This is a genomic window from Ideonella livida (genome assembly GCF_010499455.1).
In the GTDB taxonomy this organism is placed as follows: Bacteria; Pseudomonadota; Gammaproteobacteria; order Burkholderiales; family Burkholderiaceae_C; genus Ideonella; species Ideonella livida.
On sequence record NZ_JAAGOH010000001.1, the window covers coordinates 405,990 to 421,226 of the forward strand.

The window sequence follows — 15,237 nt, forward strand, 5'->3', positions numbered from 1 at the left end:
GGGCGGACACCAGGCGGAGGGCGTCAGCTGCTGAGGTAGTCGAACAGGCTCATGCGCTGGACGCTGGCGTAGGTGCGCAGGGCGGCGTTGTAGCCGGTCTGCTGGTTCTCGAAGTCCGAGATGGCCTGGGCCATGTCCAGGTCCTCGGCGTCGCTGCGGGTGTTCTCCCCCATCAGGACCTGGTCCTGCAGGCGGCTGTCCACCCCGTCGATGCGGTTGAGCAGTTCACCGCAGCGGCTGCGCGCAGACTGCAGGCTGTCGATGCCGGCGTCGATGTCGCCCAGGCCCTTCTGGACGGTCTGGGTCACGGTGGCGGTGCTGCTGGGCGTGTGGCGCAGGCCAGCGACGATCCGGTCCAGGGCGGAGAAGATGTTGAGCGCGGGGCTGGCGTCTCGGATGAGGAACTGGTTGCCATCCGCAGGCTGGCCGGAGATGGCGAAGGACATGCCGTCCACTTCGATGGCCTTGCCGGCCTGGTAATCCACCGGGCCCACCGGCGGCAGGGTGCCGCGGTCGATGGTGTACTGGGTGACACCGCTGGAGACGCTGAAGGTCAGGGTGTAGGAGAAGCCGTCGGCGGGCAGCTGGTTGGCATCGCTCACGCGGCCGCCGTCGATCCAGGCGGCAGGGGCGGCGGAGGCCGAGGGGCTGGCGTCCAGCGCGTCCAGGTAGCCGACGTTGACGGTCTCGAAGCTGCCGTTGCCGGTGGTGGCGTAGAGGAAGGCCTGTTCGCCGTCCACCGTCAGGGGCAGGGCATCGCGCGACGCGGTGACCACCTCACCACCCAGGCCGCGGAAGCCCACGCCGCCGGGCTCGTCGATGAAGGGCGGATCGCTGGCCCCCTGGCCGCCGAAGATGGTGCCGCCGGCCCCGTCGCTGCGGTTGGCGATGGACAGCAGCTGCTTGCGCAGGGCCTCCAGCTGCTGGGCGACGTCGCGGCGCTGCGCATCGCTGTAGGTGGCGTTGCCGGCGGAGACCACCAGCTCGCGGGCCTGTTGCAGCAGGTCCACGCCATCACCCAGGGCGGACTCCGACAGGGTCATGGCGTTGCGGCTGGCGTCCACCGCGCGCTGCTCGGCCTCGGCGCGCTGCAGCATGGCCCGGGCGCGCTCGGCACGGGCGGCGGCGGTGGGGTCGTCGCTGGCCTCCAGCACCCGCTTGCCGGAGGTCATGCGCTGCTGGGCGTCGCTCATGTCGGCCTGGCGCTGCTGCAGGCGATCCAGCGCCTGGGCGTAGACGGTGCTGGAGCTGACTCGCGTGTACATCGGGCTTCTCCGTCAAGCGTGCATCACGGACCGACCTCAGCGGGCCATGTCGAGCACGGTGTCGAACACCGATTGGGCCACCTGCAACACCTTGGCAGCGGCCTGATAAGCCTGCTGGAACTGGATCAGCTTGGCGGCTTCCTCATCGAGGTTGACGCCGGACTGGGCGCCCAGCAAGGCGGTGGTCTGTTCGCGGGCGGTGTCGGCCACATCGGCCATGGCGCCGGCGCTTTGTGCGCGCACACCCACGTCGGCCATGGCCGCGGCGTAGGCGTCGGTGAAGGTCGCGCCGGCCCCCACCGCACCGGTGCTCAGGGTGGTGCGGCCCACCAGGGCCTTTTCCGCCAGGCCGGACAGCACCAGGGCGTTGCCGTTGTTGGCCTCGGGGTGGACGGTGCGGGTCATGGTCAGCGCGTCGCCGCCGGCGGGCAGGCCGTTGAGCACGATCGACATGCCGTTGACGGTGATGGCCTCCCCCGCCGTCCAGGCTTTCGTGCCGCCGCTGATGGGGGCACCGGTGTCCCGGTCGTTGAGGGACCAGGTGTAGGTGCCGTTGAACTTGCCGGTCGCCGGGTCGGTGTTGAAGGTCACCACCGTGCTCAGGCTGTCGTCGATGGCGCCGCTCACCGAGAGCTCGGCCACTGTGGCGGTGCCCTTGTTGTCCGGATCGAGCACCACGGTCTGAGGCAACGCCGCGGCCAGGCCGTCGGGATCATCCAGCGCACGCTGCATGCCGCTGGCGGCCAGCGACAGGGGCTTGAGCACGAAACTGTCGCCGGGCTGCAGGCCCGCGGGGCCGACGGTGACGGTCAGCCCGTCGACGGTGTCGCCACTGTCGACGTAGAAGCGGGTGCCGTCGGACAGCCGGGTGAGCTCATAGGTGCCGCCGCTGCCGGCGTCGGCCAGGCGCAGCCCGTAGTCGCTGGCCTGCACCTGGCTGGCGTCGGCGATGGCCACCGACACCTCGGCGCCCGGATCGTTGCTGGCATGGGCCATGACCTCGGGCGCGCCGAGGCTGAACAGGGGCTGGCCGGCCTGGGCGGGGTCGCGCAGGTCCAGGCCCTGGGCCTGGGCCTGGTTGACGGCACCGGCCAGGGCCACGGCCATCTGTCCCACCAGGTTGCGGGCGTCCACCAAGTCCTCGTTCTGGAACTGCACCAGGGCAGCCATGCTGCCGCCGGTCAGGTCGTTCTGGCTGAGCGCCGCGGTGGTGCTGCCGCTCTGCAGGGCCAGGCTGGCGCGGCTGGGGTCGGCGGGATCACCGACCACCTTCAGCTGCGACACCTGCTCGCCCAACACCAGGCACTGCGAGCCGCCGATGTAGACGCCAAAGGAGCCGTCGGCGGACTCTACCGTGCTGACCTCGGCGTACTCCCCCAGCTGGGCCACCACCGCTTCGCGGCGGTCCAGCAGGTCGTTGGGCGTCTGCCCGGTGCTCTGCAGGCGCAGGATCTGGCTGTTGAGGTCGCCGATCTGCTGGGCCAGGCCGTTGACGGTGCCCGCGGAGGTGCGCAGGTCGGCCCAGACTTCTTGCTGTAGGGTGTCGATCTGCCCGGCGGTGTAGTTGAACCGTGCACTTACATCCGAAGCGCGCGCCAGCACCACCTGCCGGGCCGAGGCGTCGGCGGGCACGGTGGCCAGGTCGGAGAGCGCGGAGAAAAACTCACCCATGGCATGGCCCAGGCCCTGGTCGCCCGGGGGAAAGGCGTCCTGCAAACGGTCGAGTTGCTGGTAGCGGGTGGACTCCATGGCGTAGGCCGAGCGCGCCTGCGCGGCCTGCTGGGTGGTGAAGTCGCTGTGAGCGCGCTGCACCGCCACCACGTCCACCCCCTGGCCCCAGTAGCCCACGCCGCCGTAGCGCGGGGTGCTGGTGGACAGCACCACCGACTGGCGCGAATAGCCCTCCACCGAGGCATTGGCGATGTTGTGCGCGGTGGTGTTGAGCTGCGCCTGGGTGGCAAACAGCGCGCGCATCCCGATGCTGGTCATGGTGCTCATGCGGCACTCCCCATGGCGGTTGGGCGGACGGGCGCGGCCATCAGGTGTTCAGGCTGCGCTGCAGTCGCAGCGTGGTGTTGATGGTGCGGGTGAGCTTGTCGGCATAGGCCGGGTCGGTGGCATAGCCGGCGCGCTGCAGGCTCTGGGCAAAGCCGGCGGCGTCCTGGGTCTGCACCGCCTGCCGGGTGGCCTCGGCATAGCGCGGACTGGTCTTAAGCAGCCGGGCGTAGTCGGCAAAGGACTCCGCGGGGCTGGCATAGGCCCGGAAGCGCTGCACCACCTTGCGCACCTGGCCGTCGATCACCTCGGTGGTGAGGATGTCGGTGGTGGGGCCATTCCAACCTGCCCCGGCCTTGATGCCGAAGAGGTTGTGGGACGGGCTGCCGTCGGCGTTGCGGATGGGGTGCCGGCCCCAGCCCGTCTCGTGGGCGGCCTGCGCCAGCATGAACTCCGCCGGAATGCCGCTGGCGGCCTCCACCGCCTCGGCAGCGGCCTGGTGCTGCTGCAGAAAGGCCGCCGGGGTGCCGGGCACGGCGGGGCTGGCCTCGACCGTGGCGCCGGAAGCGGTGCTGCCGGTGCCGGCCACGCCAGCCGCACTGGCCGCACTGGCCGCCTGGGCCGCACCCGCCGGCAAGTTGGCGGCGGGTGCCACGGCCGCGGCGCCGCGGGCGGGCCGCTCCAAAGGTTGCAGCGTCACCGGGGTGCCGCTCGCGTCAGGCAGGCCCAGCTGCTGCGACATCTGCCGGGCGATCACGTCGGCCAGCCCGCCGGGGCGTCCGGCCAGGCGCGCGGCCCACTGCTGGTCCAGCATCTCGGTGCCCAGCTGGCTGCCCTCGTTGTCCAGCATGCCGCTGGCCTGGGCACTGTCGCGCATGGACTTGAGCAGCTGCTCCATGAACATGGCCTCGAACTGGCGCGCGGCCTCGCGCACCACGGCCTGAGGGTCCTGGGCGGCCTGCTGCCGCAGGGCCTGCAGGTCCTGCGTGCCGCCCATGCCGCTCAGGCCGCCGGTGGCGGCCGGCAGGCGGCTTCCCCCTGTGGCCAGGCCCATGTCAGAGCACCTCCAGCTCCGCCTGCAGCGCGCCGGCGGCCTTCATGGCCTGCAGGATGGCCAGCAGGTCCTGGGGCGTGGCGCCCAGGCTGTTGAGGGCCTTGACCACATCGGCCAGCTTGGCGCCCTCGGGCAGGTTCATCACCGCCCCGCCCTGCTGGGTGATGGTGATGTCGTTGCGCTCCACCACCGCCGTGTTGCCGCCGGCCAGGGCGTTGGGCTGGCTGACCTGCGGGGTGGAGTTGATGGTGACGGCCAGGCTGCCATGGGCCACGGCACAAGGCGCCAGGGAGACGGCCTGGTTCATGACGATGGAGCCGGTGCGCGGGTTGAGCACGATGCGCGCGGCGGGCTTCTCCAGCGCCAGCGGCAGGTTCTCGATGTCGGCCAGGAAGGCCACCCGCTCGTCGGGCACCAGGGGCGCCCGCACCCGCACCACCCGCCCGTCCATGGCCTGGGCGGTGCCGGCCCCCTTGTGGGCGTTGATGGCGCGGGCCACGGCCCGGGCGGTGGCGTAGTCGCTGCTGGTGATGTCGAGCTGGATGCTCTCACCCGAGAGGAAGGGCGTGGGCACGGCGCGCTCCACGGTGGCCCCCAGCGGCACTCGGCCGCCGCTGAGGTGGTTGATCTGCACCTTGCTGCCGCCGGCCGAGGCCCCCGCCCCGCCCACGATCAGGTTGCCCTGGGCCAGGGCGTAGACCTGACCGTCGGCCCCCTTGAGCGGGGTGGCCACCAGGGTGCCGCCCCGCAGGCTCTTGGCGTTGCCGATGGAGGAGACCACCACATCGACCTGCTGCCCGGGCTGGGAGAAGGGCGGCAGCTCGGCCGTCACCAGGACCGCGGCGATGTTCTTGAGCTGCATGGCGGTGCCCGGGGGCACGGTGATGCCCATCTGCTGCAGCATGGAGTTCAGGCCCTGGGCGGTGAAGGGGGCCTGGGCGGTCTGGTCCCCGGTGCCGTCCAGGCCCACCACCAGGCCATAGCCCAGCAGGGGGTTGGACCGCACGCCCTGCACCTTGGCCACCTCCTTGATGCGGGCCGGGCTCTGGGCCCGGGCCGGCAGCGCCGCCCCCAGCGCGGCGGCCAGGATCAGCAGCAGCGCGGCGCGCAGGCCGTGGACAAGCAGGGTGGTGAACATGGCGCGACATCCGGAAGCGGGGACGGCGTGTCCCCCTGTCGGCCATTGTGGAAAGCGCTCAAATGGGCAGAAGGTTCAAGAAGAACCGGGCCAGCCAGCCTAATCCGTGGGCATCGGCCTGGGCACCGCGGCCACGCTGCTCGATGCGCACATTGGCCACCTGGGTGCTGGCCACGCTGTTGCCGGGCAGGATGTTGCGCGGGTCCACCTGGCCGGTGAAGCGCAGCACGTCCACGTTCTGGTTCACGCCGATCTGCTTCTCGCCGGCGATCAGCAGATGGCCATTGGGCAGCACCCCGATGACGATGGCCTGGATGCTGCCGGTGAAGGTGTTGCTGTTTTCGCTGGTGCCCTTGCCCTCGAAGGTGTTGGAGCTGTTGCCCGCGGCCCCGGCACGGCCGAAGGAGTTGGAGGCAAAGCCGGGCACCGCCGTCAGCGCGGCGCTGACCGAGCCGGTTTTGTCCACCGTGCTGCTGGACTTCTGCGTGGCGCTGACCTGCTCGGTGATCTGCACGGTCAGGGTGTCGCCCATCAGGCGGGCGCGGTGGTCCTCGAACAGCGGGCGGTAGCGTGCCTGGGCGAACAGGCTGCCGCTGGGCTGGCCGGCGTCGGGCTCGGCCGCCGCCTGCAGCGGCTGCAACGGCGCCATGGCCAGGGGCCCGCTGGCCGGCAACGCCGGCGCGGTGGCCGTGGGAAAGTCCACCGCCGGCACCGGATACACCGTCTGGCAGCCGGCCAGCAGGCCGGCACCGAGCAGCGCCAAGGGCCCGGCCGCGGCACGCACCCCTCGGGCCGCGGCGCTCACAGCTGCGCCAGACGCTGCAGCATCTGGTCCGAAGTGGAGACGGCCTTGGAGTTCAGCTCGTAGGCGCGCTGGGTCTGGATCATGCTGACCAGCTCCTCCACCACGTTGACGTTGCTGGTCTCCACAAAGCCCTGCTGCAGCAGGCCCAGGCCGTTCTGCCCGGGCTGCGCCACGTTGGGCGCACCCGAGGCCGCCGTCTCGCCGAACAGGTTCTGGCCGCGCGGCTCCAGGCCGCCGGGATTGATGAAGCTGGCCAGCGAGAACTGGCCCAGCACCTGGGGGTCGACCTGCCCGGGCAGCTTGGCGCTGACCGTGCCGTCGGCCGCCACGGTCACGCTCTCGGCATTGACCGGCACGGTGATGCCGGGCTGCACCGCATACCCGTTGTTGGTGACGATCTGCCCTTGGGCGTCGAGCTTGAAGGAGCCGTCCCGTGTGTAGCCGGTGGAACCGTCGGGCAGGGTGATCTGCAGGAAACCGCTGCCCTTGATGGCCAGGTCCAGCTGGCCGCTGGTCTGCTGCAGGCTGCCCTGGCTGAAGTCGCGCGCTGTGGCCACCGCCCGTGTGCCCAGGCCCACCTGCAGGCCCGTGGGCAGCAGGGTCTGGTCGGAGCTGTTGGCGCCGGTCTGGCGCAGGTTCTGGTAGATCAGGTCCTCGAAGGCCGCATGCGAGCGCTTGTAGCCGCTGGTGGCCACGTTGGAGAGGTTGTGGGAGATGTGGTCCAGCTGGGTCTGCTGGGCCTCCATGCCAGTCTTGGCGATCCAGAGCGAGCGGATCATGCGGGGCCTCCAGGCCGTTGAGTACTGCTGGCCCGGATGGTGCGCGGCCCGCGTGCCCCGCACTGCGCCGAAAAGCGGGGGCCTGACCCGCCTGTCCCGGCGGCTGGCCCCCGACCCACCGGCGCCCCTACACTGCGCCGGACACTCCCCCACCCCTCCCCCGCTCCCGCCACGCCCATGATCTCCGCGACGCACCAGTGCCTCTTTGTCCATGTGCCCAAGACCGCCGGCCAAAGCGTGGAGCTGGCCTTTCTGCAGGCCCTGGGCCTGCACTTCGGCCAGCGCGGGCAGTTGCTGCTGCGGGCCAACGACGACCCCGCCCGCGGCCCGGAACGCCTGGCCCACCTCACCGCCGAGGAATACGTGCGCTGCGGCCATGTGACGCAGGACGACTTTGACCGCTGGTTCAAGTTCGGCTTCGTGCGCAACCCCTGGGACCGGCTGGTGTCCGAATACCGCTACCGTGGACTGGAGGCCAAGTTCGACTTCAGCTTCTTCGTCCAGCACCGGCTGAAGGTGGACAAGCGCTTCAACGACCCCGAGCGGCACCGCATGCCGCAGGCCGAGTACCTGCTGGACGCCAGCGGCCGGCCGCTGGTGGACTTCATCGGCCGGTTTGAGAACCTGGCGGCCGACTTCTCCACCATCTGCCAGCGCGTGGGCCTGCCCGACACCGGCCTGCCCCGGCGCAATGTCAGCGGCCACGGCGCCAGCCAGGGCGGGGGTGCCCTGCGCGGACCGGATGGCCAGAAGCTCAAGCCCGGCATGGCGCGCGCCCTGGCCAAACGGGCGGCGGCCGCCGCGCAACGCGGCGCCGCCGCACCGGGCCCCGCCCACCCCACCACCCCGCCCCCCCCGGCCCGCCACTACACCGAGTACTACACCCCCGAGACCCGGGACGCGGTGGCCCGCTTCTACGCCCGCGACGTGGAGCATTTCGGCTACACCTTCGGCTGAAGCCCGCCCCGGGCACCGGGGCGGCCGGCGCCCCCAGCCCAGGGTCATCCCCTACGCAAAGTCCACAGGACCAAAGGCGCGCAGTCCTGCCAGCATGGCGTGCATTTTTTAACATCTTGAGCCGGTCCACCGGCCGTTGGAGCCGCCATGACGTCGTGCCGTTCCCTGACCGCCCGTGCCCTGCTGGCCACCGCCCTGGGCGTGCTGGCCCCCCTCTCGGCCTGGGCCGAGAAATTGAGCGTGGTGCAGGTCGCGCCGCTCTCCGGCCTGGAGGCCACGCTGGGCCGGGCCTACGGCGCCGGGATGGACCTGGCCTTCCAGGCGGCCAACCGCCAGGGCCTCAACGGCCACACCCTGCAGCTGGTCAAGGCCGACGACCACCACCGCGCCGAGGACACGCTGGCCGAGACCCGGCGCCTGCTGGCCGAGGCCCGGCCCATCGCCCTGGCGGGTTATGTGGGCGACGAGGCGGTGAGCGCCCTGCTCAAGTCCGGGCTGCTCGAACAGGAGCGGGTGCCCCTGGTGGGCTTCAAGGCCATCGCCCTGGACCCGGACCATCCGCTGGTCTTCAGCCCCCGGGCCGGCATGCGCCTGGAGGTGGCCAAGCTCGCCCAGCACCTGCGCACCGTGGGCATCGAACGCGTGGCGCTGTTCCATGAAGAAGGCGCCCAGGGCGTGCAGCAGGCGGTGGAGGCGGCCTTCAAGGAACACAGCCTGAAGCTGGTGGGCCAGGCCGCCTACCCGGCCGGCACCGCACGCGCCAGCGCTGCGGCCGAGAAGCTGCTGGGCAGCAATGCCCAGGCCATCCTGATCGTGGCCAGCAGCTCCGCGGCGGCGGCCTTCATCGAGAACTACCGCGGCTCCGGGGGCAGCGCCCAGCTCTTCGCCCACTCCGGCGCCGACATCGAGCAGCTGGCCAAACGCCTGGCCGAGCAGCACACCCGCGGGCTGGCCATCGCCCAGGTGGTGCCCAACCCCTACAAGATTGCGCTGCGCCTGACCAAGGAGTTCCGCGAGCTGGCCGCCGCCACCCAGCCCCCCACCCCGGTGAGCTTCACCATGCTGGAGGGCTACATCACCGGCCGGCTGATCGTCGAGGCGGTGCGCCGCCAGGGCGCCAAGCCCACCCGCGAAGGCATCGCCGCGGCCATCGAGAGCTTCGGCAGCCTGGACCTGCAGGGCCTGCGCTTGAGCTTCAGCCCCCAGCAGCGCACCGGCTCGCGCCTGGTGGAACTGTCCATCGTCAACCAGGACGGCCGCATCCAGCAGTGAGGCGGGACGATGCCGGCCGCAGTTAAGCTCCCCGGCTTCTTCCCACCGCCCCCTGCCATGCCCCCACACGCCCCCAAGGCCGAATCATCGCTGCACCTGCTCTTCGAGGACGCCGACTGCCAGGTCTGGACCAATGCCTGGCTCGACCACTCCCCCGCGGGAAGGGTCTGCGTGGCCCTGTCGCCGCGGCACCCCCGGCACCCGCCGGTCTTTGGCCAGAAGCTGTTTGACAAGCGCCAGCTGCCGGCCGTGTTCATCCAACCGCGCCGCAGCAACTGGTACCAGTTCGCGGCCATGCCCGAAGTGTGCGCACTCATCCGCCGGCGCATCGGCGCGCGGCCGGTGTTCACCTATGGCTCCAGCATGGGTGGCTTCGGCGCGGTGCTCGCCGCCGGCTGGCTGAACGCCGACATCGCCCTGGCGGTGTCGCCCCAGGTCTCGATTGCCCGTGACCGGGTGGGCGACTTCGAAACCCGGTGGCAACAGGAGGCCCAGGCGCTGACCTTCCTCTGGCCCGATGCGCGGGCAATGATCCAGCCTGAGGTGCGTCATGTGCTGGCCTTCGACCCCACCCATGGCGCAGACCGCCGGCATGCGCGCCTGCTGATGGCCCAGCGGCCGCAAGCCTTCCATGCGCTGCCGGTCTGGGGTGGCGGCCATCCCGTGGGCCCGGCCCTGGGCGTGGCAGGCGCCTTGTCGGCCCTGGTCGAGGACATCGCCCGGGGCCAGATCGGGCTGGAGGAAGCCCTGCGGGCCGCCCGGCAACGTTACCGGCAGTCTCCGGTACGGCCTTTTGTGGTGGCCATGGCACTGAATGCGATCAGCCGCAAGCGTCGTCGCCACCAAGGCTGGGCCAAGGCGCAACGGGTGCGCACCGGCATCCAGCATGAGCACCGCCCGACGCCGCCCACCCTCAAGGCCTGCCTGGCGCTGGGACACGCCCCGGCACTGCCGGCGAAGGACTGAAGCACCGCCGCTCAGTCGCGCAGCGCGCGCACCGCCTCGTCCAGCGCCAGCGGGCTGAACTGGTGGGACCGCACCCGCTCCAACTGGGCTTCCAGCGCGTCGCAGAAGGCCTGCGGGTCGCCCAGGTTGAAGGCGTGCAGGTCCACCAGTTCACGCTCCCACCAGCGCAAGCGCTCCAGGCGCTCGCAGACCGCGTCGGGAAAGCGTGGGCGCAGCGGGCGCGCCGGGCAGCCGCCCACCACGCTGTAGGGCGCCACGTCGCGGGTCACCACCGCGCCGGCGGCCACCACGGCGCCATTGCCGATGCGCACCCCCCCGGCCACCCGGGCCCCGCTGGCCAGCCACACGTCATGCCCCAGGTCCACGGCCCCGCGCTGGCGGGGTTTGTGCTGCTGCCAGACCTCGGGGGCCTGGCCATCGCGCTCAGCGGCCACGGCCCGGTAGGCCACCATGAACTCGCGGTGGCCATTGAAGGCCGCCGAGGACTGGGTCACCGCCTCCAGTGGATGGCGGAAACCCATGAACGACACGTCAGCGGCGATGGCGCAGTAGCGGCCCACCCGCGACCCGTGTGGCAGCTCAGACATGACCGAGGAGAACGAGCCCAAGGCCAGCGGCAGCGTGTCGCCCACCCCCAGGGTGCAGAAGGGCTCCAGCCGGCAGCCATGGGGCACCACCACCAGCGCGCCCAGCGGCCAGCGGCGCAGGTCGGTGCGGCCGGGCTGCTGGCCCATGCCGTCGCGCACCTGGAACACATGGTGGGCCTGCAGCAGGCGGTGGAAGCCTTCGGTGACGCGCACCACCAGGCCCCGCTTGTTCTCTCTGACGATCATCGCGGCGTCCTCTGCCGGCCGCGGCGCGAGGACGGCGCCGCCGGCGGCGCCCCTCAGCTTGAGGCCCTGGCGTGACAGGGCCGTGTCAGCGGGGACTCAGCCGCTGATGGACAGCAGGCGCGAGGCGGCCTGGTCCTGCTTCTCGCCGGACTGCAGCAGCTTCATCTGGTGTTCGAACTGCCGGGCGGCCGAGATCATGGCCACCATGGTCTCCACCGGGCTGACGTTGCTGCCCTCCAGCGCCCCGTCCTGCAGGCGGGCGGTGGGGTCGGCCTCCAGATCGCCCTGGGCGCTGCGGAACAAGCCGTCGTTGCCACGCTGCAGCGCCTGCTCGGGGGTGACCAGCTTGAGCCGGCCGATGGGCTCGGGCCGACCATTGCCCACGGCGGCGGTGACGGTGCCGTCGCCGGCAATCTGCACGCTGGCGTTCTCGGGCACGGTGATGGGGCCGCCGTCGCCCACCACCGGCAACCCGGCCTGGGTGACCAGCTGGCCTTCGGTGGAGACCTGCAGCGCGCCGGCGCGGGTGTAGGCCTCGGTGCCATCGCGGCCCTGCACCGACAGCCAGGCGTTGCCCTTCATGGCCACATCCAGACTGCGGCCGGTGGCCTGCACCGGGCCGGCATCGGGGTTGTAGCCGATGGTGGTCTCCAGCGCATAAGCCCGGGTGCTGGCGCCATCGCCCCGCACCGGCACCGAGCGGAAGGCGGCCATCTGCTCGCGAAAGCCGTTGGTGCTGACGTTGGCCAGGTTGTGCGAGAGCACGTCCTGACGCTGCATGGCGGTCTTGGCCCCGCTCATGCTGAGGTAGATCATGCGGTCCATGCGGGGGGCTCCGGCGGCGGTGGCAGGATGGGCTCAGGCAGGGCTCAGGATGGCACGTGCTTCAGCGCATGCTCATCAGCGTCTGCATCACCTGGTCCTGGGTCTTGATGGTCTGGGCGTTGGCCTGGTAGTTGCGCTGCGCGGTGATCAGACCCACCAGCTCCAGGGTCAGGTCGACGTTGGACTCTTCCACCGCCCCGGCCTGGATCTGGCCCAGGTTGCCGGTGCCGGGCACGCCGGCCACCGGCTCGCCCGATTCGCGGGTCTCGATCCAGTTGTTGCTGCCCACCGGCTGCAGGCCCTGCGGGTTGCGGAAGCTGGCGATCTCGATGCGGCCCACGTTCTGCTTCTGACCATTGGTGTAGCGGGCGGTGACGGTGCCGTCGTCGTCAATGGCCACCCCGGCGAGCTGCCCGGTGGTGTAGCCGGTCTGCGACAGGGCGGTCACGGAGAACTCCGAGGCGAACTGCGTGCTGCCGACCAGGCTGACGTTGAGGCTGTCGATGGGCACGTAGGTCACGCCGTTGGACGGGTTGGGGCTGATGTCCGTCAGCGTCAGTGAGTTGGGTGTGATGGTGTTGCCGTTGTTGGTGAACACCAGCTGCTGGGCCAGGGGCTGGGGGGCGGCATCGGTGCCTGAGAGCGTCTCGCCATTGGCGGTCACGTAGACGTTCCAGGTGTTGGCGGCCGTGGCGTCCTTCTGGAAGTAGTACTTGAGCTGGATGGGCTGGCCCAGGCCGTCATAGACGGTGACGGCGGTGGACTCGTTGTAGGTGCTGCTGTCGGCGAAATCGATCTTGGGCGCGGTGGGATCGGTGGGCTCGGTGGGGGAGGCGCGGGAGTCCAGGTTGAACTCGATCTCGATGCCGTCGGTCTCGCGGGGCTGGATGCCCTTGGTGGGGATCTCCATGGGCTCGGCCACGCCGCTGACCGGCACACCGCTGGCGTCCACCGGGTTGCCCAGCAGGTACAGGCCGTCGTTGTTGACCATGTAGCCCTGCTCATTGAGCTTGAACTGCCCGTTGCGGCTGTAGAAGATCTGGTCGTCGCCGTTGGAGAGCTTGAAGAAGCCCTGGCCGTCGATGGCCACGTCCATGGGGTTCTCGGTGGCGGTGATGTTGCCCTGGGTGAACTGCTGGGCCACGGCCGCCACGCGCACGCCGCTGCCCGGCTGCGAGCCCGAGGAGCCGCCGATGGCCCCAGCGTACAGGTCGGCAAACTCCGCCCGGGAGGACTTGGCGCCCACGGTGCTGGCGTTGGCGATGTTGTTGCCGATCACGTCCAGGTTGCGAGAGGTGGCATTCAGTCCAGAGAGGCCTTGCTGGAAACTCATGGTGGGGCTCCGGTGGGGGCGGGATCAGGGGGAAACGGGGTCGGAAGGCGGGTGGCGCGCGGCGTCGGGCCTTCAGAGGTAGGCGTACACGTCGCTGGAGGAGATCAGGCTGCCATTGGCCAGCTCCAGCGCCAGGGTGCCGTTCTGCTGGCTCACGGCATTGACCTTCTGGTAGCTGAGCGTGTTGGTGCTCAGCTCCTTGCCCGCCGCGGTGGCGGTGACGGTGAAGTGCAGCGAATCGTCCTGGTAGGCGCTGGGCACGGTCCACTCGAAGTCATGGCGACCGGCGGCCTGGGCCCCCAGGTTGAGGGTGCCGATCTTGACGTTGCCGGCGTCATAGATGTCCACCGTCACCTTGTCGGCGGCGGCGGCCAGCTCGAAGCCGGCGTCGGCCTTGCCGCCGCTCTGGCGCAGCGCGTCCGAGGCCAGGGCCACCTCGCGGCCCACCAGGCTTGCACCCTGCAGGGCCTGCAGCTGCAGGAATTGGGTGTTGAGGCCGCCGACGGTGGTGTTGAGGTTCTCGATGCCGCTGACGGTGCTGATCTGGGCCATCTGGCTGGTGATCTGGGCGTTGTCCGTCGGGTTGAGCGGGTCCTGGTTCTGCATCTGGGTGACCAGCAGCTTGAGAAAGCGGTCGGACGCCTCCTGCGCGGTCGTGCCGCCCAGCGCGCTGGTGCTCGAGCTGCTGCGGGTGGAGGTGCTGGTGCTGCTCAGTACGGAGGTGGTGGTCATGCGCGGGGCTCCGGCGGGGGGACGTGTCGGGCAGGTCGACGGCGGGCCTCAGCTGCCCTGACCCAGCTGGATGGTCTTGAGCAGCAGGCTCTTGGCCGTGTTCATGACCTCCAGGTTGTTCTGGTAGGAGCGCGAGGACGAGATCATGTTGACCATCTCCTCGACCGCGTTGACGTTGCTGTAGGTCACATACCCCTCGCCGTCGGCCTGGGGATGGGCCGGGTCCAGCACCTTGCGCCCGGGGGTCTGGTCCTCGGTGATGGTGGACACCCGCACGCCGGCGCTGGTGGTCAGCGTGGGGTCGTCGCGTCCGGCCGAGACATTGCCCGCGGCGGCCATCAGCGCGGTCTGGAACACCACCTGCCGGGCCTTGTAGGGCGAGCCATCGGGCCCGGCCACGGTGTCCACGTTGGCCAGGTTGGAGGCCACCACGTTGAGGCGCTGGCTCTGCGCGCTGACCGCGCTGCCGGAGATGTCGAAAACCTTGAACATGCTCATCGGGTGGCTCCTGTGCTGGGTTCGGGTCGCGCGCGGCCTCAGCCCTGGGTGTGGCTCTTCATGGCGTCCAGGGTGGTCTTGACGCTGCTGTTGAGGAAGCGCAGGGTGGCCTCGTACTTGACCGAGTTCTCGGCGAAGCTGGCGCGCTCGCGGTCCATGTCCACCGTGTTGCTGTCCAGGTTGGTCTGGGAGGCGGCGGCAAAGCGCAGGGTGCTGGCCCCTTCGCGCTCGCGCAGGTCCAGCGGCAGGTGACCGGCCTGGGTGGCGGCCAGGGTCTGGGCGGGGCCGGCCTGGGACAAGCCGGTGGGCGCGGCCAGGTGGGCCGGGCCGGTGCCGGCCGGGCCGCCCGCGCTCCCCGGGGGGCCGCTGGCGGTGGCCTGCCGCAACGCCTGGCTGAAGTCCATCTCCAGGGCCACATAGCCCGGGGTGTCGGCGTTGGCGATGTTGCTGGCCAGCAGACGCTGGCGCTCGGCCCGCAGCTGCAGGGCCTGGGCCTGGAAGTCCAGGGTGCGGGTCAGACGCTCAAGCATGGCAGGACGGGAGAGGGCATGGGGCGGGGGCCGGGACGACTTGAACACCGGCTGGCGTCGATTGTGGAAAGCACCGGCCCGGGCTGAAGCGGCGAACAGGCCCCGCCCAGGCCGGCATTTCCCGCCCCGGCCGGCCGGGCCCGCAGGCCACAGTGCGGCATGCCCCGCTCGCCCGCCCTGCCCCCTGCCTGCCGCGCCCGCGCCGCCTGGCCCCTGCTGCTGGCTGGGGCTGCCCTGGACGCCGGCTCCGCCCGG

The 15,237-nt window shown here is 70.9% G+C and carries 15 protein-coding genes; 3 read left to right on the forward strand and 12 right to left on the reverse strand.

Annotated features, from left to right (window positions below; genetic code table 11):
- Positions 1-23 precede the first annotated feature (23 nt).
- Genes flgL through flgG form a run of 6 tightly spaced genes read right to left on the reverse strand, consistent with a single transcriptional unit; the run spans position 24 to position 7,036 of the window.
- Entirely contained in the window at positions 24-1,265 is a 1,242-nt protein-coding gene (gene flgL / locus G3A44_RS01925) for a flagellar hook-associated protein FlgL (RefSeq protein WP_163455785.1), read from the reverse strand.
- A 36-nt stretch (positions 1,266-1,301) separates the two neighbouring features.
- Positions 1,302-3,263 carry a flagellar hook-associated protein FlgK gene (gene flgK / locus G3A44_RS01930; RefSeq protein ID WP_163455786.1) on the reverse strand — a complete coding sequence of 654 codons (1,962 nt, stop codon included), beginning with the start codon at positions 3,261-3,263 and terminating at the stop codon, positions 1,302-1,304.
- Between the two features lie 40 nt (positions 3,264-3,303).
- A complete protein-coding gene (flgJ, locus tag G3A44_RS01935) occupies positions 3,304-4,314 on the reverse strand; it encodes a flagellar assembly peptidoglycan hydrolase FlgJ (RefSeq protein ID WP_239061642.1) in 1,011 nt (336 codons plus the stop codon).
- Position 4,315: 1 nt separating this feature from the next.
- On the reverse strand, positions 4,316-5,452 hold the full coding sequence (locus G3A44_RS01940) for a flagellar basal body P-ring protein FlgI (RefSeq protein WP_163455787.1): 1,137 nt from the start codon (positions 5,450-5,452) through the stop codon (positions 4,316-4,318).
- A 58-nt stretch (positions 5,453-5,510) separates the two neighbouring features.
- Positions 5,511-6,257: a flagellar basal body L-ring protein FlgH gene (locus tag G3A44_RS01945; protein WP_310734305.1), complete on the reverse strand. Its 747-nt coding sequence runs from the start codon at positions 6,255-6,257 to the stop codon at positions 5,511-5,513.
- Positions 6,254-7,036, reverse strand: coding sequence for a flagellar basal-body rod protein FlgG (flgG, locus tag G3A44_RS01950; protein ID WP_163455788.1), 783 nt, complete (start codon positions 7,034-7,036; stop codon positions 6,254-6,256). The genes G3A44_RS01945 and flgG overlap by 4 nt, the downstream gene beginning before the upstream one ends.
- A 177-nt stretch (positions 7,037-7,213) precedes the next feature.
- Between flgG and G3A44_RS01955 the strand changes: the two genes are divergently transcribed.
- From G3A44_RS01955 to G3A44_RS01965, 3 genes are all read left to right on the forward strand, one after another.
- On the forward strand, positions 7,214-7,993 hold the full coding sequence (locus tag G3A44_RS01955) for a sulfotransferase family 2 domain-containing protein (protein WP_163455789.1): 780 nt from the start codon (positions 7,214-7,216) through the stop codon (positions 7,991-7,993).
- A 147-nt stretch (positions 7,994-8,140) separates the two neighbouring features.
- The gene (locus G3A44_RS01960; protein WP_163455790.1) at positions 8,141-9,265 is read left to right on the forward strand and encodes an ABC transporter substrate-binding protein; all 1,125 of its coding nucleotides are present in this window, start codon (positions 8,141-8,143) and stop codon (positions 9,263-9,265) included.
- Positions 9,266-9,322: 57 nt separating this feature from the next.
- Positions 9,323-10,231 (forward strand): hypothetical protein, encoded by a 909-nt coding sequence (locus G3A44_RS01965; protein WP_163455791.1) that lies wholly within the window; start codon positions 9,323-9,325, stop codon positions 10,229-10,231.
- 11 nt (positions 10,232-10,242) lie between these two features.
- Here the strand turns inward: G3A44_RS01965 and G3A44_RS01970 are convergent, their stop codons facing one another.
- From G3A44_RS01970 to G3A44_RS01995, 6 genes are all read right to left on the reverse strand, one after another.
- Positions 10,243-11,064: an LbetaH domain-containing protein gene (locus G3A44_RS01970; protein WP_163455792.1), complete on the reverse strand. Its 822-nt coding sequence runs from the start codon at positions 11,062-11,064 to the stop codon at positions 10,243-10,245.
- 96 nt (positions 11,065-11,160) lie between these two features.
- Positions 11,161-11,889, reverse strand: coding sequence for a flagellar basal-body rod protein FlgF (gene flgF, locus G3A44_RS01975; protein ID WP_163455793.1), 729 nt, complete (start codon positions 11,887-11,889; stop codon positions 11,161-11,163).
- Positions 11,890-11,950: 61 nt separating this feature from the next.
- Positions 11,951-13,222 (reverse strand): flagellar hook protein FlgE, encoded by a 1,272-nt coding sequence (flgE, locus tag G3A44_RS01980; RefSeq protein ID WP_163455794.1) that lies wholly within the window; start codon positions 13,220-13,222, stop codon positions 11,951-11,953.
- Between the two features lie 72 nt (positions 13,223-13,294).
- Positions 13,295-13,954: a flagellar hook assembly protein FlgD gene (locus G3A44_RS01985; RefSeq protein ID WP_163455795.1), complete on the reverse strand. Its 660-nt coding sequence runs from the start codon at positions 13,952-13,954 to the stop codon at positions 13,295-13,297.
- Positions 13,955-14,002: 48 nt separating this feature from the next.
- Positions 14,003-14,452: a flagellar basal body rod protein FlgC gene (gene flgC, locus G3A44_RS01990; RefSeq protein ID WP_163455796.1), complete on the reverse strand. Its 450-nt coding sequence runs from the start codon at positions 14,450-14,452 to the stop codon at positions 14,003-14,005.
- Positions 14,453-14,490: 38 nt separating this feature from the next.
- Positions 14,491-14,982, reverse strand: coding sequence for a flagellar basal body rod protein FlgB (locus G3A44_RS01995; protein WP_163455797.1), 492 nt, complete (start codon positions 14,980-14,982; stop codon positions 14,491-14,493).
- Positions 14,983-15,237: the final 255 nt, after the last annotated feature.